General features: G+C 71.3%; 22 protein-coding genes. 12 read left to right on the forward strand and 10 right to left on the reverse strand.

Annotated elements, in window-relative coordinates; translation table 11 throughout:
• Positions 1 to 210: 210 nt before the first annotated feature.
• Positions 211 to 630 carry a winged helix-turn-helix transcriptional regulator gene (locus tag NE234_RS35280; protein WP_252785282.1) on the forward strand — a complete coding sequence of 140 codons (420 nt, stop codon included), beginning with the start codon at positions 211 to 213 and terminating at the stop codon, positions 628 to 630.
• Between the two features lie 67 nt (positions 631 to 697).
• On the opposite strand, the gene NE234_RS35285 is transcribed toward NE234_RS35280, so the two are convergent.
• Genes NE234_RS35285 through NE234_RS35300 form a run of 4 tightly spaced genes read right to left on the reverse strand, consistent with a single transcriptional unit; the run spans position 698 to position 3,092 of the window.
• Positions 698 to 1,126: a hypothetical protein gene (locus NE234_RS35285; protein ID WP_252785283.1), complete on the reverse strand. Its 429-nt coding sequence runs from the start codon at positions 1,124 to 1,126 to the stop codon at positions 698 to 700.
• 49 nt (positions 1,127 to 1,175) lie between these two features.
• Positions 1,176 to 2,363 carry a DUF2786 domain-containing protein gene (locus NE234_RS35290; RefSeq protein ID WP_252785284.1) on the reverse strand — a complete coding sequence of 396 codons (1,188 nt, stop codon included), beginning with the start codon at positions 2,361 to 2,363 and terminating at the stop codon, positions 1,176 to 1,178.
• Positions 2,360 to 2,839: a bacterioferritin gene (bfr, locus tag NE234_RS35295; protein ID WP_252785285.1), complete on the reverse strand. Its 480-nt coding sequence runs from the start codon at positions 2,837 to 2,839 to the stop codon at positions 2,360 to 2,362. Before bfr ends, NE234_RS35290 begins: the two co-directional genes overlap by 4 nt.
• A 52-nt stretch (positions 2,840 to 2,891) precedes the next feature.
• Positions 2,892 to 3,092 (reverse strand): (2Fe-2S)-binding protein, encoded by a 201-nt coding sequence (locus NE234_RS35300; RefSeq protein WP_252785286.1) that lies wholly within the window; start codon positions 3,090 to 3,092, stop codon positions 2,892 to 2,894.
• Between the two features lie 160 nt (positions 3,093 to 3,252).
• Here NE234_RS35300 and glgX point away from each other — a divergent pair, with 160 nt between their 5' ends.
• Genes glgX through treZ form a run of 3 tightly spaced genes read left to right on the forward strand, consistent with a single transcriptional unit; the run spans position 3,253 to position 9,330 of the window.
• A complete protein-coding gene (gene glgX / locus NE234_RS35305; protein WP_252785287.1) occupies positions 3,253 to 5,346 on the forward strand; it encodes a glycogen debranching protein GlgX in 2,094 nt (697 codons plus the stop codon).
• On the forward strand, positions 5,339 to 7,612 hold the full coding sequence (gene treY / locus NE234_RS35310) for a malto-oligosyltrehalose synthase (protein ID WP_252785288.1): 2,274 nt from the start codon (positions 5,339 to 5,341) through the stop codon (positions 7,610 to 7,612). The genes glgX and treY overlap by 8 nt, the downstream gene beginning before the upstream one ends.
• Positions 7,609 to 9,330, forward strand: coding sequence for a malto-oligosyltrehalose trehalohydrolase (gene treZ, locus NE234_RS35315; RefSeq protein ID WP_252785289.1), 1,722 nt, complete (start codon positions 7,609 to 7,611; stop codon positions 9,328 to 9,330). Before treY ends, treZ begins: the two co-directional genes overlap by 4 nt.
• Before the next feature lie 7 nt (positions 9,331 to 9,337).
• Here the strand turns inward: treZ and NE234_RS35320 are convergent, their stop codons facing one another.
• On the reverse strand, positions 9,338 to 9,805 hold the full coding sequence (locus NE234_RS35320) for a hypothetical protein (protein WP_252785290.1): 468 nt from the start codon (positions 9,803 to 9,805) through the stop codon (positions 9,338 to 9,340).
• Between the two features lie 499 nt (positions 9,806 to 10,304).
• A complete protein-coding gene (locus NE234_RS35325; RefSeq protein WP_252785291.1) occupies positions 10,305 to 11,309 on the reverse strand; it encodes a GlxA family transcriptional regulator in 1,005 nt (334 codons plus the stop codon).
• 106 nt (positions 11,310 to 11,415) lie between these two features.
• Here NE234_RS35325 and NE234_RS35330 point away from each other — a divergent pair, with 106 nt between their 5' ends.
• Positions 11,416 to 12,354: an NADP-dependent oxidoreductase gene (locus NE234_RS35330; RefSeq protein ID WP_252785447.1), complete on the forward strand. Its 939-nt coding sequence runs from the start codon at positions 11,416 to 11,418 to the stop codon at positions 12,352 to 12,354.
• 6 nt (positions 12,355 to 12,360) lie between these two features.
• On the opposite strand, the gene NE234_RS35335 is transcribed toward NE234_RS35330, so the two are convergent.
• A complete protein-coding gene (locus NE234_RS35335) occupies positions 12,361 to 12,960 on the reverse strand; it encodes a TetR/AcrR family transcriptional regulator (protein ID WP_252785292.1) in 600 nt (199 codons plus the stop codon).
• A gap of 70 nt (positions 12,961 to 13,030) precedes the next feature.
• Between NE234_RS35335 and NE234_RS35340 the strand changes: the two genes are divergently transcribed.
• From NE234_RS35340 to NE234_RS35350, 3 genes are all read left to right on the forward strand, one after another.
• Positions 13,031 to 13,858: an MBL fold metallo-hydrolase gene (locus NE234_RS35340; RefSeq protein WP_252785293.1), complete on the forward strand. Its 828-nt coding sequence runs from the start codon at positions 13,031 to 13,033 to the stop codon at positions 13,856 to 13,858.
• A gap of 195 nt (positions 13,859 to 14,053) precedes the next feature.
• The gene (locus NE234_RS35345; protein ID WP_141956913.1) at positions 14,054 to 14,725 is read left to right on the forward strand and encodes a response regulator transcription factor; all 672 of its coding nucleotides are present in this window, start codon (positions 14,054 to 14,056) and stop codon (positions 14,723 to 14,725) included.
• A 60-nt stretch (positions 14,726 to 14,785) separates the two neighbouring features.
• On the forward strand, positions 14,786 to 16,066 hold the full coding sequence (locus tag NE234_RS35350; protein ID WP_252785294.1) for a sensor histidine kinase: 1,281 nt from the start codon (positions 14,786 to 14,788) through the stop codon (positions 16,064 to 16,066).
• On the opposite strand, the gene NE234_RS35355 is transcribed toward NE234_RS35350, so the two are convergent.
• Positions 16,050 to 16,604, reverse strand: coding sequence for a GtrA family protein (locus tag NE234_RS35355; protein WP_252785295.1), 555 nt, complete (start codon positions 16,602 to 16,604; stop codon positions 16,050 to 16,052). The two genes, NE234_RS35350 and NE234_RS35355, sit on opposite strands and share 17 nt — an antisense overlap.
• Positions 16,605 to 16,773: 169 nt before the next feature.
• Here NE234_RS35355 and NE234_RS35360 point away from each other — a divergent pair, with 169 nt between their 5' ends.
• The 3 genes from NE234_RS35360 to NE234_RS35370 are packed head-to-tail and all read left to right on the forward strand — an operon-like array spanning position 16,774 to position 18,860.
• Positions 16,774 to 17,940 (forward strand): 5-(carboxyamino)imidazole ribonucleotide synthase, encoded by a 1,167-nt coding sequence (locus NE234_RS35360; protein ID WP_308206963.1) that lies wholly within the window; start codon positions 16,774 to 16,776, stop codon positions 17,938 to 17,940.
• On the forward strand, positions 17,937 to 18,419 hold the full coding sequence (gene purE / locus NE234_RS35365) for a 5-(carboxyamino)imidazole ribonucleotide mutase (RefSeq protein ID WP_252785296.1): 483 nt from the start codon (positions 17,937 to 17,939) through the stop codon (positions 18,417 to 18,419). The genes NE234_RS35360 and purE overlap by 4 nt, the downstream gene beginning before the upstream one ends.
• A 54-nt stretch (positions 18,420 to 18,473) precedes the next feature.
• Complete coding sequence (locus tag NE234_RS35370; protein ID WP_252785297.1) at positions 18,474 to 18,860, forward strand: hypothetical protein; 387 nt, start codon at positions 18,474 to 18,476, stop codon at positions 18,858 to 18,860.
• Between the two features lie 122 nt (positions 18,861 to 18,982).
• Here the strand turns inward: NE234_RS35370 and NE234_RS35375 are convergent, their stop codons facing one another.
• A complete protein-coding gene (locus NE234_RS35375) occupies positions 18,983 to 20,152 on the reverse strand; it encodes an acyl-CoA dehydrogenase (RefSeq protein WP_252785298.1) in 1,170 nt (389 codons plus the stop codon).
• Between the two features lie 114 nt (positions 20,153 to 20,266).
• On the opposite strand from NE234_RS35375, the gene NE234_RS35380 reads away from it, so the two are divergent.
• Entirely contained in the window at positions 20,267 to 21,586 is a 1,320-nt protein-coding gene (locus NE234_RS35380; protein ID WP_252785299.1) for a UDP-glucose dehydrogenase family protein, read from the forward strand.
• Positions 21,587 to 21,625: 39 nt separating this feature from the next.
• On the opposite strand, the gene NE234_RS35385 is transcribed toward NE234_RS35380, so the two are convergent.
• Complete coding sequence (locus NE234_RS35385) at positions 21,626 to 22,234, reverse strand: TetR/AcrR family transcriptional regulator (protein WP_252785300.1); 609 nt, start codon at positions 22,232 to 22,234, stop codon at positions 21,626 to 21,628.
• Between the last annotated feature and the right edge of the window lie 45 nt (positions 22,235 to 22,279).

A 22,279-nucleotide genomic window follows, 5' to 3' on the forward strand; every position in this document is an offset into this window, starting at 1 on the left:
AGGCACTGCTGGCTCTCGCGCGTCGACGCCTCAACGTCCTGTGGGCGATGATCCGTGACGGACAGTGCTATCAAGAGTCACCTCCCGTCACACTCGCGGCTTGACAACACGATTGGGAAGTTCCTTCGGATCGTGTCTGCGAGCGAGTCCGATCCTCCGGGCTTTGGTTTCCATTGTGAAGAAGGCACCGTTCGGATATATAGGTACCTGATGGATACCAAGCGGCAGCACGCCTACGCGAAGGATTGCCCATCCCGCACCGTGGTCGACGTGCTGGCCAACAAGTGGGTGCTCTACGTGCTCGGCCTGCTGCGCCAGTACGAGCGGCCACTGCGCTTCACCGAGGTGCGCCGCCACATCGAGGGAGTGACCCAGAAGTCCCTGACCCAGGCGCTGCGCAACCTCGAACGCGACGGCCTGATCAGCCGCACCGTCTACCCGACCATCCCGCCGCGCGTGGAGTACGCCCTCACCGACCTCGGCGTCGAGGTCGGCGCCCTCACCGGCGCGATCGCCGACTGGTCAAAGGCCAACGCCCCCCGCGTTCTGAGGGCACGCGCGGCTTACGACGGGCGAGCGCCCGGCGCCGAGGGTTTCGGTGCCGTCAGCGACGAGAATCCTCGGCGCTGACGGCGGCTTTCGCGGACGCGGGGACGGCGCCTTCGTTCGGCGCCGTCCCCGCGTCCGACGTGTCGGCTCAGGAGTCGGGGAAGAGCCAGAGGTCCTGGGCGGCGGCGGCGCGGACGAACTCGGCGAGCGCCTCGATGCCGCTCAGCGGGACGGTCGTGCCCTCGTCGAGCGCCACCTCGTCTGTGCCGGAGCCGCGGGCGTCGGTCAGCCACTGGTCGAGGCGGCCGGTGAGGTCGCGGACCTGCGCCGGGTCGAGCAGCTCGTACAGGTTGAACCCGAGCGTGCGGTTGACCCACTCCCGGTACACCTGGCCGCGGAACCCGGTGAAGTCGCCGTCGGAGGGCCAGAAGAGGCCTTCGGGGAAGCCCCGGGGGACGTCCTCGAACGGATCGAGGTCCGCGGGCCCCTCCCATTCCCAGGTCACGGGTGTCCGCAGTGTGTCGTGGCCCTTCACCGCCGGGTCTCCCGGGCGGACCGCATAGACATCGAGTCCCATACCGCTGATCGTCGCACATTGTGACCAGGTGTGCCGATAAATGACACGGTCAGCGGACCGGTCTGCGGGCGGTGAGGTCGGCGCGGTCGGCGGCGGCCTGGCCGGACAGCCAGCCCGCCCGGTCGGAGACGCTCATCCGGCGGCCGGTGATCTGGGGGAACATCGCGGTCAACGCGTCCTCGACGGCCCGCTCGCGGGCGGCGAGGACCGGGAGGAGGTCCGTGCCGGGTGTCTCGGCGGCGGCCCGGTGCTCGGCCGCGCCGGCGGCCTCGGCGAGGCGTTCGCCGATCCGGACGCCGTAGGACGCCAGGAACGCCCGGCGGAAGGCGCGCGTACGGGCGCGGTCGCCCGTCTCGTGGGCGAGCGCCGACGTCGCCTGGACCAGGAGGGAGGCGAAGAGCAGTTCGACCGCGTCCAGGTCGGCGGGGAAGCCCAGCACGGTGCAGAAGCCGAGCGCCCTGGTCCAGGCGGCGCGGCACCGGTTGGCGTCGGCGACGGCGCCCAGCAGCAGGGCCTTCGCCGAGGCGTACGGGTCGTCGATCGGCACCCGGCGGCCGACGGGTCCGTCGCCGGTCCGGCCGGTCCGCGCGGCGAGGAGCGCGTGGTCGAGGCTGTGCCGGGCCATCAGCTCCTGGGCCCGTGCGGTCAGCGCCTCCGCCTCCTCGGGGAACTCGGTCGACTCGGCCTTGGCCAGCAGCGCCTGGACCTTGCCGAGGACGCGCCGGTCGGCGCGGGCGCCGCCAGGGGAGGGCCGGGGGTCGCCAGGGGAGGGCCGGGGGTCGCCGGAAGAGAACCGGGCGTGGCCGGTGGAGGACCGGGGGTCGCCGGAAGAGGGCCGCGCGTGGCCGGGCGGCGGGCAGAGGATCTCGAGGCGGGGCGGCGCCCGCAGGAGGGCGGCCAGGCGCGAGGCGCAGTCGGCGGCCGTGGCGTGGTCGGCGCCGTTGCGGGCCGCCCACTCGGTCAGGTACGTGTCGTCCCGCCGCCACCAGGCGACGGCGCCGAGCGCCGTCAGCTGGTCACGCCACCGTTCGTCCACGGTCGCGGCCGCGTACGCGCGCATCTCGGCCGCGATCGCGTCGGTCATCATCCGGCCGGCCCGCTTCCCATGCGTACGGGCCGCGTGGCGCACGAGGTCGGCCGGCTGCCAGCCCAGCCGCCATGCCGCCGTGACCCCGCCGGTCACGGCGTCCGGCAGCGCGCGGTCCGCTCCGGGTGCCTCCCGGGGCGGCCGGCTCACTCGTCCGGAGGCTCGGCGTAACGCTGGAGGTAGAGCGGCTCGCCGAGCTTCTCCAGGAGCTCCAGCTCCGTCTCCAGGTAGTCGATGTGCTCCTCCTCGTCCGCGAGGATCTCCTCGAAGATGCGGGCGGACGTGACGTCGCCGCGCGAGCGCATCAGCTCGATGCCGGGGCGCAGGCGCTCGACCGCCTCGATCTCGACGGCGAGGTCCGCGCGGAGCTGCTCGGGCACGCTCTGGCCGATGCGCAGCGGGTTCAGGCGCTGGTAGTTCGGCAGGCCCTCGAGGAACAGGATGCGGTCGGTGAGGCGTTCGGCGTGCCGCATCTCGTCGAACGACTCGTCGCGAGTGTGGCTCGCGAGCTTCGTGAACCCCCAGTTCTCCTGCATCTTGGCGTGCAGGAAGTACTGGTTGATCGCGGTCAGCTCGGCGGTGAGCTGCTCGTTCAGCAGCCCGATGATCTCCCTGTCACCTTCCATACTCACCCATCGTGGCATGGCGGTGCGCCGAGGAAGCCGACCGACCCGCCGGTCAGGCCGCCGCGGTGGCGATCGCCTCGCCGGGCTCGGCGGCGGCGTGCTGCTCGATCAGTGCGCGGATCCGGTTGACGCAGGAGCCGCAGCCGGGGCGCATGCCGCACGCCGCGCGGACCTCCTTGGCCGAGCAGGCCCCCGCCTCGACATGATCGCGCACGTCCTCGTCGGTGACGGCGTGGCAGACACATGCGTACATCCGGGGAGAACCTCTCGGTCGATCCATTAGGTAAGGCTCTCCTAAGGTAACGCAGGGTGCGTGACCAGGCAATACGGGGTGGTGGCTCCGTGCCTGTCCCGTTACAAACCGCCATGAAGTTCCGCGTGTGAGGCGATCACGGCAGGGAAGCTCAACCCATGTGACACGCGTATGGCCGGGCGACCCGTACCCCCTCGGCGCCCACTATGACGGCGCCGGCACCAACTTCGCACTGTTCTCCGAAGCGGCCACCCGCGTCGAGCTGTGCCTGTTCGACGACGAGGGCCGGGAGACGCGACTCGATCTTCCCGAAAGCTCCGGCTTCGTCTGGCACGGCTACCTTCCGACGGTCGGGCCCGGGCAGCGCTACGGCTACCGGGTCCACGGCACGTACGACCCGGGGAGCGGCCGGCGCTGTAACCCCGGCAAGCTGCTGCTCGACCCGTACGCCAAGGCGATCGAGGGATCCGTCGACTGGGACGAGTCGCTGTTCTCCTACCGGTTCGGCGATCCCTCCGCCCGCAACGACGACGACAGCGCCCGGCACATGCCGAAGTCCGTGGTGATCAATCCGTACTTCGACTGGATGTCCGACCGCCATCCCCGCACGCCGTACCACGAGACGATCATCTACGAGGCCCACGTCAAGGGCCTCACCAAGCTGAACCCCGACATCCCGGAGGAGCAGCGCGGCACGTACGCCGGGCTGGCCCACCCATCGATGATCGACTACTTCAGGGACCTCGGCGTGACCGCGGTCGAGCTGATGCCGGTGCACCAGTTCGTCCACGACGACGCTCTGCTCCAGCGGGGCCTGGCGAACTACTGGGGCTACAACACGATCGGCTTCTTCGCCCCGCACAACGGGTACTCCTCGACCGGGCAGCTCGGCGAGCAGGTGCAGGAGTTCAAGCTGATGGTGCGGACCCTGCACGAGGCGGGCATCGAGGTGATCCTCGACGTCGTCTACAACCACACCGCCGAGGGCAACCACCTGGGCCCCACCCTGAGCTTCCGCGGCATCGACAACGCCCACTACTACCGGCTCGTCGACGGCGCGCCGGAGTACTACATGGACACGACCGGCACCGGCAACAGCCTCAACGTCCGCCAGCCGCACGCGCTCCAGCTGATCATGGACTCGCTGCGGTACTGGGTGACCGAGATGCACGTGGACGGGTTCCGGTTCGACCTCGCCTCGGCGCTGGCACGGGAGTTCCACTCCGTGGACCGGCTGTCGGCGTTCTTCGACCTCGTCCAGCAGGACCCGATCGTCTCCCGGGTCAAGCTGATCGCCGAGCCGTGGGACGTCGGCGAGGGCGGCTACCAGGTCGGCAACTTCCCCGCCCTGTGGACGGAGTGGAACGGCAAGTACCGCGACACCATGCGGGACTACTGGCGGGGCGTGGACGGCCGGCTGCCGGAGTTCGGCAGCCGCTTCACCGGCTCCAGCGACCTGTACGCCGACGACGGACGGCACCCGATCGCCTCGATCAACTTCGTCACCTGCCACGACGGGTTCACACTGCACGACCTCGTCGCCTACAACGGCAAGCACAACGAGGCGAACGGCGAGGACAACCGCGACGGCGCCGACGACAACCGCTCCTGGAACCACGGGGTGGAGGGCGAGACCGACGATCCGGAGATCATCGCGCTCCGGGAGCGGCAGAAGCGGAACATGCTGACCACGCTCCTGCTGTCCCAGGGCGTGCCGATGATCTCCCACGGCGACGAGGCCGGCCGCACCCAGCGGGGCAACAACAACGTCTACTGCCAGGACAACGAGCTGTCCTGGATGGACTGGTCCGACTCTGCGGCCAACGAGGTCCTGCGGGCGTTCGTACGGCGGGTCACCGGGCTGCGCCGGGAGCACCCCGTGTTCCGGCGCCGCCGCTTCCCGACCGGCGACGGGGACGTCGTCTGGTACTCCACGTCCGGCCGGCCGATGTCCGACGCCGACTGGCAGACCCCGTACGCCAAGGCGGTCACGGTCTTCCTCGACGGCGACTGCATCGCCGAGCCGGACCCGCGCGGCGAGCAGATCCACGACGACTCGTTCCTGCTGCTGTTCAACGCGGCGGATTCCGACCTGGACTTCGTGTTGCCCGACACCGGCGGAGGGATGTGGACCGGCGTGCTCGACACGGCGACCCCGATCGAGGTGTACGAGGACCACGAGCGGCCGGTGCACCGCTCCGGCGACAAGGTCCCGGTCGAGTCCCGCTCCATGCAGGTGCTGCGTCGTGTCTAGGCGGCCGACCGGAACGTACCGGTTGCAGCTGCGCAGGGGCTTCGGGTTCGCCGAGGCCGGGGAGCTGGCCGGCTACCTCGCGGCGCTCGGCGTCTCGCACGTGTACCTGTCGCCGATCCTGCAGGCGACCCCCGGCTCCGCGCACGGCTACGACGTCGTCGACCACGCGCGGATCTCCGACGACCTCGGCGGCGAGGAGGGCTTCCGCGCGATGGCGGCCCGGATGCGCGCGCACGGCCTGTCGATCATCGTGGACGTCGTGCCGAACCACATGGCCGTGCCCGCGCCGGAGACGCTGAACCGGCAGTTCTGGGACGTCATGCGGCAGGGGCCGGACTCCCCGTACGCCCGGTGGTTCGACATCGACTGGTCGGAGGGCGCCGTCGTGGTGCCGGTGCTGGGCTCGCCCGACGACGAGCCGCGGCCGGACGGCGACGTGCTGCGCTACCACGACCACGTCTTCCCGCGCGAGGGCCGCTACCGCCCGGCGTACTGGCGCGAACCCGACCTGAACTACCGCCGCTTCTTCGACATCTCCTCCCTGATCGGGCTGCGCGTCGAGGACCCGGAGGTCTTCGACGCGACGCACGCCGTGCTCCTGCGGCTGGTGGACGACGGCCTGATCGAGGGCCTGCGCATCGACCACCCGGACGGGCTCGCGGACCCGCGCGGGTACCTGCGGCGGCTGGAGCGGCCGCGCGGCTGGGTGCTCGTCGAGAAGATCCTCACCGGCGACGAGCCGCTGCCCGCCGACTGGCCCTGCGCGGGCACGACCGGGTACGACGCGCTCGGCATGGTCGGCGGCCTGTTCGTCGACCCGGCGGGGGAGAAGCCGCTGACCGAGGCGTACAGCGCGCTGACCGGCGGCCCCGCCGACTTCACCGAGGTCGAGCGCGCGGCCCGGCGGTTCGCGGCCGACCGGATCCTGGTCCCGGAGGTGCGTCGCCTGACCGCGCTGCTGACCCGGATCCTGCCGGAGGAGGACCCCGGCGCGCTGCGGGAGGTCCTGGTCGAGCTGCTGGTGGCGATGCCGGTCTACCGGGCCTACATGGTGCCCGGCGAGGAGCCGCCGGCCCAGGCCCTGGAGATCGTCGCCCAGGCGGCCGCCGAGGCCCGCGCCGTCCTCCCGGACGGTGAGCTGCTTGACAAGGTCATCCCGCTGGTCCTGGGCCTGGGCGGCCGGGACGAGACGCGGGACGAGTTCGTCGTACGGTTCCAGCAGACGTCCGCGCCGATGACCGCCAAGGGCGTCGAGGACACCGCCTTCTACCGCTGGTCGCGCCTCGCCGCCCTGAACGAGGTCGGCGGAGACCCGGCGCGGTTCGCGGTCTCGCCGGAGGACTTCCACGCCTACTGCGCGCGGATCGCCGCCGACTGGCCGCGGACCATGACCACGCTGTCGACGCACGACACCAAGCGGCAGGAGGACGTACGGGCCCGGCTGGCCGTCCTGTCCGAGCTGCCGGACGAGTGGGTCGCCGCCGTCGGCCGCTGGCGGTCACGGGCGCCGGAGAGCCCTCTGGAGCCCGACCTGGACTACCTGATGTGGCAGACGATCGTCGGGGCGTGGCCGCTGTCGCCCGACCGGCTCCGGGAGTACCTCACCAAGGCGATGCGCGAGGCGAAGACCCGCACGTCCTGGACCGACGGCGACCCGGCGTACGAGGAGGCGGTGCTGGCCCACGCCGACGCGGTGCTGTCCGACCCGACGCTGACCGCGGACGTCGAGCGGTTCGTCCGGCGGATCGCCCCGTACGCCCGCGTGAACTCGCTCGGCCAGAAGCTGGTGCAGCTCGCCATGCCGGGCGTGCCGGACGTGTACCAGGGCTGCGAGCTGACCGGCCTGTCCCTCGTCGACCCCGACAACCGGCGCCCGGTCGACTACGCCCACCGCCGCGAACTGCTCGCCGACCTGGACGCCGGGACCACCCCGGCCGACCTCGACGGCGAGAAGCTCCTCCTGACGTCCCGCCTGCTCCGGCTCCGGGAGCGGCACCCCGACTGGTTCGACGGCCCGTACGAGCCGGTGCCCGCGACCGGGTCCGCCGCCGGGCACGCCGTCGCGTTCCGGCGCGGCGGCGCCGTGATCGTCGCGACGAGGCTGGCCGCCGGGCTGGAGCGCCGCGGCGGCTGGGCCGACACCCACCTCGACCTGCCCGGCGGCCCCTGGCACGACGTCCTCACCGACCAGTCCTACCCCTCCGGCCTGGAGCTCAGCGGGGTCCTCCGGCTGCTCCCGGTCGCCGTCCTGATCGAGGCTCCATGAGGTACGAGGTGTGGGCGCCGGCCGCCGAGACCGTCGAGGTGGAGACCGGCGGGGCCCGGCACGCGATGACGCGCGCCGACCGGCCCGGCTGGTGGACGGCGGACGTCGGAGCCGAGGAGGAGCAGGACTACGGGTTCGTGCTCGACGGCGATGGACCGTTCCCGGACCCGTGCTCGCCCTGGCAGCCGGACGGCGTGCACGGGTTGAGCCGCACGTACGACCACGGGCGCTTCACGTGGTCCGACGAGGGCTGGCGGGGACGGCCCCTGCGGGGGTCGGTCCTGTACGAACTGCACGTCGGAACCTTCACCCCCGAGGGCACGTTCGACGCCGCCATCGAGCGCCTCGACCACCTCGTCGCCCTCGGCGTCGACGCCGTCGAGCTGCTGCCGGTGGCGGCCTTCCCCGGGCGGCACGGCTGGGGGTACGACGGCGTCCACCTGTGGGCGGTGCACGACCCGTACGGCGGACCGGACGGTCTGAAGCGGTTCGTGGACGCGGCCCACCGGCGTGGCCTCGCGGTCGTCCTCGACGTCGTCTACAACCACCTCGGCCCGAGCGGGAACCACCTGTGGAGGTTCGGCCCGTACTTCACCGACGCCCACCAGACGCCCTGGGGCCCGGCCGTCAACGTCGACCAGGCCGGCTCCGACGAGGTCCGCGCGTACATCGTCGGCAACGCGCTGATGTGGCTGCGCGACCATCACATCGACGGGCTGCGGCTCGACGCCGTCCACGCCATCCGGGACCAGCGCGCCCTGCACATCCTGGAGGAGCTGGCCGGGGCCGTGGCCGGGCTGAGCGCGGCGACGGGCCGGGAGATGTTTCTCATCGCCGAGTCCGACCTGAACGATCCCCGCCTGGTCACCTCGCGGGAGGCGGGTGGGTACGGCCTGGACGCGCAGTGGAGCGACGACTTCCACCACGCCCTGCACACCCTGCTCACCGGCGAGCGGCAGGGCTACTACGCCGACTTCGGCACCCCCAAGGTGCTGGCCAAGACGCTGACCCGGGTCTTCCTGCACGACGGGACGTGGTCGTCGTTCCGCGGCCGCACGCACGGGCGGCCGGTCGACACGCACCGCACGCCGGCCCACCGCTTCCTCGGCTTCCTGCAGAACCACGACCAGGTCGGCAACCGCGCCACCGGCGACCGGATCTCCGCGAGCCTGTCCCCGGGCCTGCGCAAGGTCGGCGCGGCCCTGCTGCTCACCGCGCCGTTCACACCGATGCTCTTCATGGGCGAGGAGTGGGGCGCCGGCACCCCGTGGCGGTACTTCAGCGACCACCAGGAGCCCGACCTCGCCCGTGCCGTCAGCGAGGGCCGCCGCCGGGAGTTCGCCGACCACGGGTGGGCCTCGGAGGACGTCCCCGACCCCCAGGACCCCGAGACCTACCGCGCCTCGATCCTGGACTGGAGCGAGCTCGACGAGCCGGACCACCGGGAGCTGTACGCGTGGTACCGCGACCTGATCGCGCTCCGGCGGGCCGAGCCCGGGCTGACCGACCCGCGGCTCACCGAGGTCGCGGTCGAGTACGGCGAGACCTGGCTCGTCATCCACCGCGGTCCGCTCCGGATCGCCGCCAACCTGGGCGCGGACTCCCTGCCGCTGCCGGAGGGCGACGTGCTCCTCGCCTCCTTCACCGAGGCGGCCGAGGGCAGGCTCCCGGGCGAGTCCATCGCGATCCTGCGAACGCCCGGTCAGGCCCGGACGTGACCGGCGGTCAGCGCCTGCTCTTGCCCAGCAGGACCAGGCCGATGACCATCCGGATGGCCCCGAACAGCATCGGCCCCCAGGCGACGACGTAGACCCCGCCGCTCCCGGACGCGTGCGAGTACGTGAGCACGGTGATCAGCAACCCGACCACGAACAACACCGCGCCGAAACCGATGGCGCGCGTGGCCCGGCGCCGCTCCGCGTCGTTCACGGGCGCGCCCTGGAACGGCGCGTTCGGATACGGCCCGTTCTGGTACGGCCCCTGGTACGGCTGCGGCCCGTTCGGATAGGGCGCGTTGGAGTACGGCCCGTTCTGGTAGGGCGGATTCTGCTGGTATGGGCCTTGGCCCGGCGGAGCCTGGTACGGCGCCTGGTAGCCGCCACCCTGCTGCGGAGCGTCCTGGTAGGGAGCGGCGGGCGGAGCCTGCGGGTAGTTCGGCGGGGGCGGCACGGCCCCTGGATATTGCTCTGTCATCTTTTCCGCTCATTCGCTGGCGGGCGGCAGGCCGATCTTCGGTCAAGACGCCTGCCACCGTAGTGGAGCTCCCGTCGACCCCACGTGCTATTTGACCGAGAAGAGCGGATTGAGGCGGATGCCCCGGGAGGGTTCCGCGGTGACCTCGCCGCCGTGTTGGTCGCGGTGCCACCGTCGCGGCCTCATCGCCGTCAGGAGTGACGCGTGGATGACCGGTTTGCCGGGGCTGGTAGGTCACTGCCGGCGTCACAGTGGCTGATCGATCTGGTCCGTGGTGGCGACCAGACCAGCCCGGACAGGCGCTTCCTCAACTCCAGGGCGCCGCTCGCCACCATGAGACCTTCTCGCCCGTACAGGGCGTACCAGCGACCGTCGAACGGATTGAACAGGAAGCCGACGCGAGGGAAGCGCCTAGTACTCCCAGGACGGCCGTCCGCTGACCTCATCGCAGGCCCGAGTCGGCAGGAGCGACGTTCGGTGATCGCATGCCCGGGGGCCGCTATGCGCCGCCGGGGGAACCCGCCGACGCTCTGGTGGCGGTGACCTCGGGGTGGAAGGTGCGGCGGTAGGCCATCGGGGAGACGCCGATCGCCGCGTGCAGGTGCTGGCGCAGGGAGACGGCGGTTCCGAAGCCGGCCTGCCGGGCGATCTGGTCCACCGGCAGGTCGGTGGTCTCCAGCAGGTGCCGGGCGAGCTCGACGCGCTGGCGGGCGAGCCAGCGGCCGGGGCTCATCCCGACCTCCTCCTGGAACCGGCGGGTCAGCGTGCGGACGCTCATCCCGGCCCGTGCGGCGAGCTCGGACAGGGAGATCGGCCGGTCGAGGTGCTCCAGCGCCCAGGAGCGGGCCGGTGCGGTGCCCGCGTCGTGCGGCTCGGGGACCGGGCGCTCGATGTACTGCGCCTGGCCGCCGTCACGCCACGGCGGGACGACGACCTGGCGGGCCACCCGGTTCGCCACCTCGCTGCCGTGGTCGCGGCGCACCAGGTGGAGGCACAGGTCGATGCCCGAGGCCGCCCCGGCCGACGTCAGGACGTCGCCGTCGTCGACGAACAGGACGTCCGGATCGACCCGGATCCGTGGATAGAGCCGCTGCAGCTCCGCCGCCTCGTTCCAGTGGGTCGTCGCCGGCCGCCCGTCGAGCAGGCCGGCCGCCGCCAGGACGAACGAGCCCGTGCAGATCGACATGACGCGGGTGCCCGGCCGGATCAGCGCCAGCGCCGCGGCGAGTTCGCCGGGAAGCCGGTCGATCGGTCGGCAGCCGCCGAAGGGCGGGACGACCACGGTGTCCGCGGTCGCCAGAACCGAGGCGTCATGGTCCACGGAGATCGAGAAGCCGGCGTGCGTGCGGACGGGCCCGCCGTCCAGCGTGCAGACCAACACCTGGTACAGCGGCTCGTCCTTCGGGCCGCGCGCACCCCCGAAGATCCGCGCGGGGATGCCCAGCTCGAACGGGACGACACCCTCCAGTGCCAGGACGACGACGCCATGCGGGGATCCGGCCATGGCCAGATCCTTTCACAGGATGACCATCGTGCCACTCCCGATCGGCGTGCGACTGCCCGAGGCTGGGCCCATCGCAACCGACGACACGGGAGAGTCGATGAACACCATGCGCGCGATCGTTCAGGAGGCACCGGGCGGCCCTGAGGTCCTCAGGATCGCCGAGGTCGAGCGGCCCGAGCCGGGCCTGCTGGAGATCCTGGTCCGGGTGCACGCCGCCGGGGTGAACCCCACGGACTGGAAGACTCGGGCTCGGGGCACTTCGATGACCGGGGTACCGCTGCCGAGACCCGGCTTCGACGTGTCCGGGGTGGTCGAGGCGGTCGGGCGGGGCGTGACGCTGTACGAGCCCGGTGACGAGGTGTTCGGGATGCCGCGCTTCCCCCACCCGGCGGGGGCGTACGCCGAGTACGTCACCGCACCGGCACGGGACTTCGCCCGCAAGCCCGCCGGTATCGACCACGTCCAGGCGGCCGCGCTTCCGCTGGCCGCGCTGACCGCCTGGCAGGGCCTGGTCGACACGGCGCGAGTCCGGACCGGCCGGCGGGTCCTCGTGCACGCGGCCGCCGGAGGGGTCGGTCACCTCGCGGTGCAGATCGCCAAGGCCAAGGGCGCGTACGTGATCGGGACCGCGAGCGGGGCGAAACACGAGTTCGTCCGCGGGCTGGGCGCCGACGAGGTCGTCGACTACACGAAGACCGATTTCACGGACGTCGTCCGGGACGTCGACATCGTGCTCGACGCCGTCGGCGGTGACTACGGTCTCAGGTCCCTGCGGACGCTTCGTGACGGCGGCGTCCTCGTCTCCTTCCTGTCGCCCGTCGGTGACGACGTCCTGGCGGAGGCCGGGAAGCGGGGGATCAGGGCCGGCTGGACGCTGGTCGAGCCGGACCATGCGGGGATGAAGGAGATCGCGGCGCTCGTCGAGGACGGCCGGCTGCGTCCCGAGATCGACTCGGTATTCCCGCTGGAGGAGGCGGCCAAGGCCCACGAGCGCGGCGAGACGAACCGGACGACCGGCAAGATCGTCCTGACGGTCGCCGGCTGAGGCCGGTCAGCGGCCGAGCAGGCGGTCGATGGCGCGGCGGGCGCGTGCGGGGGCCGTCGGGTCGCGGTGCAGCTGGATCGCCTGCTCGGCGGCGAGCACCACCCCGTTCAGCTCGAAGACGAGCTGGTCGACGTCGGTGTCCGCCGGCAGGTCACCGGCCTCGACGGCCGCGCGGAGCTCGGCGGCGACGTAGTCCGCCCAGCTCGCGAGGGCGGCGAGCACCGCGTCGCGGACCGGGCCGGGCCGGCCGTCGAACTCGGTGGCGACCGAGGTGATGAAGCAGCCGGCGTTCTCCTCCGCGTCCGTCATGGAGGCGATCCACTCCCCGAAGGCCCGCGCCAGACGGGCGGCCCCCGGGTCGGCGCCCGCCACCCGCGCCGGAACCCGGGCACGGAACCGCTCGATCGCCGCGTCGAGCGCGGCGAGCTGCAGGGCCTCCTTGGTGCCGAAATGGCCGATGACGCCGGCCTTGCTCATGCCGAGCTCGGCGGCGAGCCGTCCGATGGTGACGCCTTCCAGGCCCTCGGCCGAGGCCAGGGTGAGGGCGCACTCGATGATCCGGGTCCGGGTGGCGGCGGTCTCGACGGCGGACTTGCGGGGGCTCATGACAACAGCTTAACCTACCGACCGTTCGCTAAATGCGTACGATCGTTCGGTAGCTAAATGAGGTGCCGTCATGAGGATCCATCACCTGAACTGCGGCTCGATGCGCGAGATCGACCCCGGCGGCGAGGAGAACGCCCCGGAGCCCGCCCGCGTCCTGAACCACTGCCTGCTGGTCGAGACCGACACGTCCGGCCTCGTCCTGATCGAGACCGGGTTCGGGACGCCCGACGTCGCCCGCGCGGAAGAGACGCTCGGCCGCACCTTCCTGGACCGCACCCAGGCGGTCCTCGACCTGGACGAGACCGCCGTACGGCAGATCGAGCGCCTCGGGCACTCGCCCGCCGACGTCCGCCACATCGTGCTGACCCACCTCGACCTCGACCACAGCGGCGGGCTGCCGGACTTCCCGGACGCCACCGTTCATCTGCACGACAAGGAGTACCGGGCCGCCATGGCCGCCGCGAGCGGGCATCCCGAGCACGCGCTGCGCTACCGGCCGGCGCACTGGGCGCACCGCCCGCACTGGCGGACGTACGAGTCGCGGAAGGGCGTGTCGTGGTTCGGCTTCGACGCGATCGAACTCGACGGCCTGCCGCCGGAGATCCTCCTCGTCCCGCTGGCCGGGCACACCGAGGGGCACTGCGCCGTGGCGGTACGCGACGGCGACCGCTGGCTCCTGCACGCCGGCGACGCCTTCTACCACCACGGCCAGATCGAGCCGGAGGGCCGCTGGTCGATGCCCCTGTGGGAGGCGCTGGAGGAGATCACCGAGATCGACCGGCCGCTGCGCATGGCCAACCAGGCCCGCCTGCGCGAGCTCCTGCGCGACCACGGCGACGAGGTCGACGTCTTCTCGGCCCACGACCCCTGGGCCTTCGCCCGGCTCGCCGCCGGGTGAGGCGGCGGGTGAGGCGGTCACCCCTCGTGGTGCGGCGCGTACCCTGAGCTGGGCAGGTCGACCCGGAGTGGAGCGTATTTACTTTGCATTAGCGCGGTTATCGGTATGTCTGGTCTAGCCCTACGACTGGAAGATCGCAGGTCAAGGCCCCGCTACTGCCGAGGAAACGTTCTTGAATAGCTCTACGATCGGTTCATGACCTCAGTTCTGCTCGCCGAGGACGACACGTCCATATCCGAGCCTCTCGCCAGAGCGCTGCGGCGGGAGGGATACAACGTCGAAGTCAGTCCCGACGGTCCGCAGGCTCTCGAGCGGGCGCTCGGGGGCGGGGTGGACCTCATCGTCCTGGACCTCGGGCTGCCCGAGCTCGACGGGCTCGAAGTGGCCCGGCGCGTCCGCGCCGAGGGCCACGGCGTGCCGATCCTCATTCTCACCGCCCGCGCCGACGAGGTGGACACCGTCGTCGGCCTCGACGCCGGCGCCGACGACTACGTCACCAAGCCGTTCCGGCTCGCCGAGCTCCTGGCGCGCGTCCGCGCGCTGCTGCGCCGGGGCAGCACCGAGACGCCCATCGTCCAGGGCGTCCGAATAGACGCCGAATCCCGGCGCGCCTGGATGGGCGACCAGGAGCTCCAGCTGACGACCAAGGAGTTCGACCTGCTGCGCGTGCTGGTCCGCGACGCGGGCAAGGTCGTCACCCGGGAACAGATCATGCGGGAGGTGTGGGACACCAACTGGTGGGGCTCCACCAAGACCCTCGACATGCACATCTCCTGGCTTCGCCGCAAGCTGGGAGATGACGCGGGCAGCCCGCGTTACATCACGACCGTACGAGGAGTGGGTTTCCGCTTCGAGCGCGGTGACTAGTCGTGTGAACCCGGCGTGACCACCCCCTGGTCACGTCCCGGGCGAAAGAGAGGGACCCCCATGAGGCGACGGCTCCTGCTGTCGACGCTGGCCGTCGCGGTGGTCGCCGTGCTCCTGCTCGGCATCCCCCTGGCGTACTCGACCCATCGGCTTCTGTACGACGAGGCCGAACAGCAGGTCGAGCGGGAGGCGGCGACCGTGGTGGCCGGCGTGAACCTGAAACAGGAAGGCAAGCAGTCCGTCATCGGCGACCAGATCGCCAAGGAGTTCCCCAGCCGCTACATCGTCATCACGCTGGCCAACGACGAGGTGATCACGGCCGGGGCCGCGCCGCCCAAGGGCGCGCACGTCATCAGGAAGACCGCGAACGACCACGGCGTACGGGTCCAGGTGTCCCGTGACGCCGCCGACATCGAGGCCGAGGCGCTGCGCACGCTGGTGCTGATCGGCAGCCTCGTCGTGCTCGGCGTCGGGGTCGCGGTCGGGCTGGCGATGGTCCAGGCGCGCAAGCTGACCCTCCCGCTGATCGACCTGGCAGAGACGGCCGACCGCCTCGGCTCCGGCAACGCGCGGCCGCGCCGCCGCCGGTACGGCGTGCCCGAGGTCGACCGGGTCGCGGAGGTGCTCGACCGCAGCGCCGTGCGGATCGCCGACCTGCTGGCCGCGAGCCGGGAGTTCGCCTCCGACGCCAGCCACCAGCTGCGTACGCCGCTGACGGCGCTGTCGATGCGACTGGAGGAGATGATCGAGGCCGCGGAGTACCCCGACGTCGTACGGGAGGAGGGCGCCGCGGCGGCGGCCCAGGTCGAACGGCTCGCCGCGGTGGTCGAACAGCTCCTCGCCCGCGCCAAGCACGACCCGACGGGCGACGCGGTGCCCGTCGACGTCGACGACATCGTCGCGCAGCAGGTGGAGGAGTGGGATCCGGTCTTCCGGCGGAAGGGACGCCGGCTGGAGGTCTCCGGCGTTCCGGAGCTCACCGCCGTGGCCAGCCCCGGCGGTCTGTCGCAGATCGTCGCCACCCTGCTGGACAACTCGCTCGTGCACGGGGACGGCACGGTCACGATCCACACCAAGGAGACCGCCACGTCGATCGTCGTCGAGGTCGGGGACGAGGGGGTCGGCGTGCCGCCGGAGCTGGAGCGCCGCGTATTCGACCGCAACGTCAGCGGGCGATGGCAGGGCACCGGGCTCGGGCTCTACCTCGCGCGTTCGCTGGCGACCGCGGACGGTGGGCGGCTGGAGCTGATCCGCGCCCGTCCCGCCACCTTCGCGATCTTCCTGCGGAAGGCCGACGAGGTGCTGCGGGCGCGCGAGCGCGTCGTCAGCGGCCCCGCTTGACGGCCTGCCCGGCGGGCATCCGGGGCGGGGGCAGCGCGGCGTCGCCGCGTACGGTCTCCTCGTCCGAGGTCTCGGGCAGCCCGGTGTGCGGGTCGACCGGCGGCGCGGTCGGCGGCAGGAACACCCACCTCTTGTACGCCCAGTAGCGGAACAGCGTCGCCACGCCGGTGCCGATGATCTGCGACGTGTTGAACGCCAGGCCGCTGTGGATGCCGAGGACATAGTGGGTGAAGCCGATGAAGACCCACGTGATCACCAGGCCGACGCCGTTGAACACGAAGAACAGGACGTACTCCCGGCCCAGGCCCGACCTGTCGCGGTGGCGGAAGGTCCAGAACCGGTTGGCGAAGTAGGAGAAGGTCGTCGCCACGATCGTGCCGACGCCGAACGACGTCAGCGGGCCGACGTGCAGTCCGAGGTGCAGGGTGTCGGAGATGCCGATGGTGATGACGAAATTCAGCACGCCGATCGTCCCGAACGCCGCGAGCTCGTGGATCAGATGCGCGAATCTCTCGTAGGAACGACTGACGAAGCTCACGAAGCGGGACTCCTCATTCCGGTGTGGCGGCCGATCGCACGTCGCTCGACGAAGCCCGGATTGTCGATACCCCTGGCCTACGAGGTTAGACGGCCTTCCCGCGCCTGTTGTTCCCACGCTCGTCGCCCGGCGAACCCACCCGCTGAGCACGACGGATAGGCTTCGCACCGTGACGGACAGGCAAGACATACCAGTCGTCGGCATGGTCGGCGGCGGGCAGCTGGCCCGGATGACGCAGCAGGCGGCGATCGCGCTCGGTGTGCCGCTGCGGGTGCTCAGCGACAGCGCCCACGCGTCGGCGGCGAAGGTGATCTCCGACGTGCGCATCGGCGACCATCGCTCCCTCGATGACCTGCGCACCTTCGCCAAGGGCGCCGACGTGGTGACGTGGGACCACGAGCACGTCCCCGGCGAGCACATCCAGGCGCTGGAGGCGGCCGGCGTCGTCTGCCGCCCCGGCTCCGGGGCGCTGCTGCACGCCCAGGACAAGCGCGTCATGCGCGAACGCCTCACCGCCCTCGGCGCGCCGTGCCCGGAGTTCGTCGTCCTCGACCCCGAGACGCCCCTCGCGACCCTTGAAAGTTTCGCGGAGGAGACGGGCTGGCCGGTCGTGCTCAAGGCGACGCGCGGCGGCTATGACGGCAAGGGCGTATGGGTCTGCGCGTCCCTGGAGGAGGGCCGCGCCGTCGTCGAGCGCGCCACGGGGGAGGGCGTCGGCCTGATGGCCGAGCGGCACGTGCCGTTCCGCCGGGAGCTGGCCGCCCTCGTCGCCCGCTCGCCGTACGGGCAGGGCGCCGCGTACCCGATCGTGGAGACCGTCCAGACCGACGGGATCTGCACCGAGGTGATCGCCCCGGCGCCCGGCCTGGACTCCGACCGCGCCGAGGAGGCGCAGCGGCTGGCGCTCGGCCTCGCCGATTCGCTGGGTGTGACCGGGCTCCTGGCCGTCGAGCTGTTCGAGACCGAGGACGGCGTCCTCGTCAACGAGCTGGCGATGCGGCCGCACAACTCCGGGCACTGGACGATCGAGGGCTCGCGCACGTCGCAGTTCGAGCAGCACCTGCGCGCCGTGCTCGACCTGCCGCTCGGCGACACGACGCCCACCGCGCCGTACACCGTGATGGCGAACGTCCTGGGCGGCGACGACCCGGAGATCTACAAGCGCTACATCCACGTCATGGCCCACGACCCCGCCGTGAAGGTGCACTTCTACGGCAAGGAGGTCCGGCCCGGCCGTAAGATCGGCCACGTCACCGCGCTCGGCGACGACCTGGAGGAGACCCGCGAGCGGGCCCGCCACGCCGCCGACTACTTGAGGAAGGGCCCCACCGGATGACCGTCGGCGTCGTGATGGGCAGCGACTCGGACTGGCCCGTGATGAAGGCGGCCGCCGAGGCGCTGGATGAGTTCGACGTCCCGTACGAGGCGGACGTGGTCTCGGCGCACCGGATGCCGAACGACATGATCACGTACGGTTCGGAGGCCGCCTCCCGCGGGCTCCGGGTGATCATCGCCGGCGCGGGCGGCGCCGCCCACCTGCCGGGCATGCTCGCCGCCGTGACGCCGCTCCCGGTGATCGGCGTGCCGGTGCCGCTCAAGTACCTCGACGGCATGGACTCGCTGCTGTCGATCGCGCAGATGCCGGCCGGCGTGCCGGTGGCGACCGTCGCGATCGGAAACGCCCGCAACGCCGGCCTCCTGGCCGTCCGGATCCTCGCCGCGAGCGACCCGGAGCTGCGTGAGCGCATGGAGGAGTTCCAGCGCGACCTGCATGCCCAGGCCAAGCGCAAAGGCGAACGCCTCCGCCGCCCCTAGCCGGCCGGCGGCCGCACCGAGACATTTCGCTCGGCGCGGGTCATGCTTCAGGGCGTGACAGGGATCAGGATCTGGAAGCGTGTCGCCGTCGGGCTGGGTGCGCTGGTCGTGTGCGGGCTGGTCGGAGCCGGCCTGTACACGCGCGTCTCGTACGGCGAGTGGTCGCCGTTCACGCCGCCGGACCGTTTGCAGTTCTGCGGCGTGCGCTATTACCGGGCAGGTGCTCCGGGCGAGGAGGTGACCACGTCCCGCGCGGGGGCGCTGCGCGCCGACCGTTCCACGTGGTGGCTGCGGGCCACCTCCGTGGGGCTCGCGCGATGGCGGGTCTACCGCACCTCGACCTGGTCGTGTCCGGAGCCCCACGGGCGCAACGGGAGCGGCCACACGCTGTGGGTCGAGGTCGGCGCGGACCGGTACCTGGAGATGGACGACGACAACTGAGCGCCGGCCACGCGGCGGCTCGGTCTTCGAGTACATCGAGAGCGCATGAGCGTCACCTCGGAATAGCGCGAACTCCCCCCGACTCGACCACGGCAGGGGGGAGTTCTCACTGTTCAGGAGGTCTACTTCAGGAGCTGGCGGGCCATCACCACGCGCTGGATCTGGTTGGTGCCCTCGTAGATCTGGGTGATCTTGGCGTCGCGCATCATGCGCTCGACCGGGTAGTCCTTCACGTAGCCATAGCCGCCGAGGAGCTGGACCGCGTCGGTGGTGATCTCCATGGCCGCGTCGGAGGCGAAGCACTTGGCCGCCGAGGAGATGAAGGTCAGGTCCGCGACCTTCTCGCCCTCCATCGCCCGCTCGGACTTCGCGGCGGCGGCGTAGGTGAGCTGGCGGGCCGCCTCCAGCTTCATGGCCATGTCCGCGAGCATGAACTGCACGCCCTGGAAGTCGCCGATCGCCTTGCCGAACTGCTTGCGCTCCTTGACGTACCCGATGGCGTAGTCGAGCGCGCCCTGGGCGATGCCGAGGGCCTGGGCCGCGATGGTGACCCGCGTGTGGTCCAGGGTGGCGAGCGCGGTCTTGAAACCGGTGCCCTCGTCGCCGATGATCCGGTCGGCCGGGATCCGCACGTCGTCCATGATGACCTCGCGCGTCGGCGAGCCCTTGATGCCGAGCTTCTTCTCCGGTGCGCCGAAGCTCACACCGGGGTCGCTCTTCTCGACGACGAAGGCGGAGATGCCGCGGGCGCCCTTCTCCGGGTCGGTGACGGCCATCACGGTGTAGTACTCCGAGACGCCCGCGTTGGTGATCCAGCGCTTGGTGCCGTTGAGGACCCAGTGGTCGCCGTCACGCACGGCCCTGGTCTTCATCGAGGCCGCGTCGCTGCCCGCCTCCGGCTCCGACAGGGCGTAGGAGAACATGGCCTCGCCGCGGGCCACCGGGCTCAGGTAGCGTTTTTTCAGGTCTTCGGAGCCGGAGAGGAGAATGGGCACGGTTCCGAGCTTGTTCACCGCCGGGATCAAGGAGGAGGCGGCACAGGCTCGGGCGACCTCTTCGATGACGATCACCGTGGCGAGGGCGTCGGCGCCGACTCCCTCGTACGCCTCGGGGACGTGGACGGCGTGCAGGTCCGCCTGCACGAGCGCGTCATAGACGGCCTGGGGGAACTCCCCGGTCTCGTCGGTCTCCGCGGCCCGCGGAGCGATCTTGTCATCGGCCAGCGAGCGAACCGTCTCGCGGAGCATCCGGTGCTCTTCGGAGAGTTCGTACAGAGGAAAGTCTGCGGTCATGTGCCGATGGTACGCGGTCAACCTACTCGCCAGTAGGGCCGATAACATGCCGAGCGGCCCGTGGGGGATGCAGACGGGGTCGGGCACGAAACTCTGAGGAAAGGAGGCGGGACCTTGGCACAGCGTTTGACCGTGATCGGTACCGGCTACCTGGGCGCCACCCACGCGGCATGCATGGCCGACCTGGGGTTCGAGGTGCTGGGCGTGGACGTGGACGCCGAGAAGATCGCCCGACTGACCCGGGGCGACCTTCCGGTCTACGAGCCGGGCCTGGAGCCGATCCTGCGCCGCAACCTGGAGAACGGCCGACTGCGGTTCACGACCTCGTACGAGGAGGCCGCCGAGTTCGGCGACGTGCACTTCATCTGCGTCGGCACGCCGCAGAAGCCCGGGGAGTACGCCGCCGACATGCGCTACGTCGACGACGCGGTCGACTCCCTCGCGCCGCTCCTCACCCGCGCCTGCGTCGTCGTCGGCAAGTCCACCGTCCCGGTCGGCACGGCCGAGCGGCTCGCCCGGCGGCTGACGGAGCTCGCCCCGGCCGGAGACGTCGTCGAGCTCGCGTGGAACCCCGAGTTCCTGCGCGAGGGCTACGCCGTCGAGGACACCCTGCACCCGGACCGCATCGTGGCCGGCGTCCGGTCCGACCGCGCGGAGAAGGTCCTGCGCGAGGTGTACGCCTCGATGATCGCCGACGGCGTCCCCTTCATCGTCAGCGACTTCCCCACCGCCGAGCTGGTCAAGGTGTCGGCGAACGCCTTCCTCGCCACAAAGATCTCTTTCATCAACGCGATGGCCGAGGTCTGCGAGGCCGCGCACGCCGATGTGACGAAGCTCTCCGAGGCCCTCTCCTACGACGACCGGATCGGCGGCAAGTTCCTCGGCCCGGGGCTCGGCTTCGGCGGAGGATGCCTGCCCAAGGACATCCGGGCGTTCATGGCCCGCGCCGGCGAGCTGGGCGTCGACCAGGCGCTGTCGTTCCTGCGCGAGGTGGACGCCATCAACATCCGGCGCCGCATCCGCATGGTCGACCTGGCGCGCGAGCTCCTCGGCGGGTCGTTCATCGGCCGTACGGTCGGCGTCCTCGGCGCGGCGTTCAAGCCGAACTCCGACGACATCCGCGACTCTCCGGCCCTCGACGTCGCGACGTCCATCCGCGCGCAGGGCGGCCAGGTGACGGTCTACGACCCGCAGGCGCTGGGGAACGCCCGCCGGGCGCACCCGGACCTGAGCTACGGCTCGTCCGCGATGGACGCCGCCGGCGGCGCGCACGTCGTGCTGCTGCTCACGGAGTGGAAGGAGTTCCGGGACCTCGACCCGGAGGTCCTCGGTACCGCGGTCGCCGAGCGGAACATCGTCGACGGCCGCAACGCGCTCGACCCCGAGCGGTGGCGCGCGGCGGGCTGGCAGTACCGCGCGCTGGGACGCCCGTAGGACGCGTTTCCGTAAATAGAGAGGCCTCCGGTAGGCGGTTCAACGACCGGATGAACCCAGTGCGCCGGAGGCCTCGGCGCGGGTGACCTCCCAGGCCGCCTCGATCATCTGGAAGATCTCGTCCACCGCGGCCTCCGGATCGGCCGCCTCGCGGGCCAGCGAAAAAGCGTCGATCACGAACATCGCGATCGTCCGGCAGGCCGTCGTGGCCGGTGGCAGGCCGAGATCGGCGGCGATGGCCGTCGCCAGCGACTCCGCGTGGCGCAGCCTCATCGCCCCCTCGTACTCCCGCAGGGCGGGAGATTCGTCGATCATGCGCCAGATCGGGGCGGCGCCGTCCCCGGTGCAATGGCGCACCAGGGCCTGCATCTCGCGGCACAGCGCGGGGATGAGCGGCTCGTGCGGCGTCCGGCCGGTGACCGCCTGGGTCAGGCGTTGTTCGAAGTCCGCGTCCTGCTCGAAGACCAGGGCCTCTTTCGCGGCGAAGTGGGAGAAGACCGTGGTGACGGCCACGTCGGCCTCGGCTGCCACGTCACGGATGCCCACCGCGTCGTATCCGTGCTCCAGGAAGAGCCGCAGGGCGGTGTCAGCGATCTTCTGGCGGGTCGCGGCCTTCTTCCGCTCCCGGCGGCCGGGCGGCACGGTCATGCCCTGATGCTATCAGGTGCAAAGTCATAACGGTTTCGAAGAACT

Source organism: Actinoallomurus rhizosphaericola, assembly GCF_024055675.1.
GTDB lineage: Bacteria > Actinomycetota > Actinomycetes > Streptosporangiales > Streptosporangiaceae > Actinoallomurus > Actinoallomurus soli.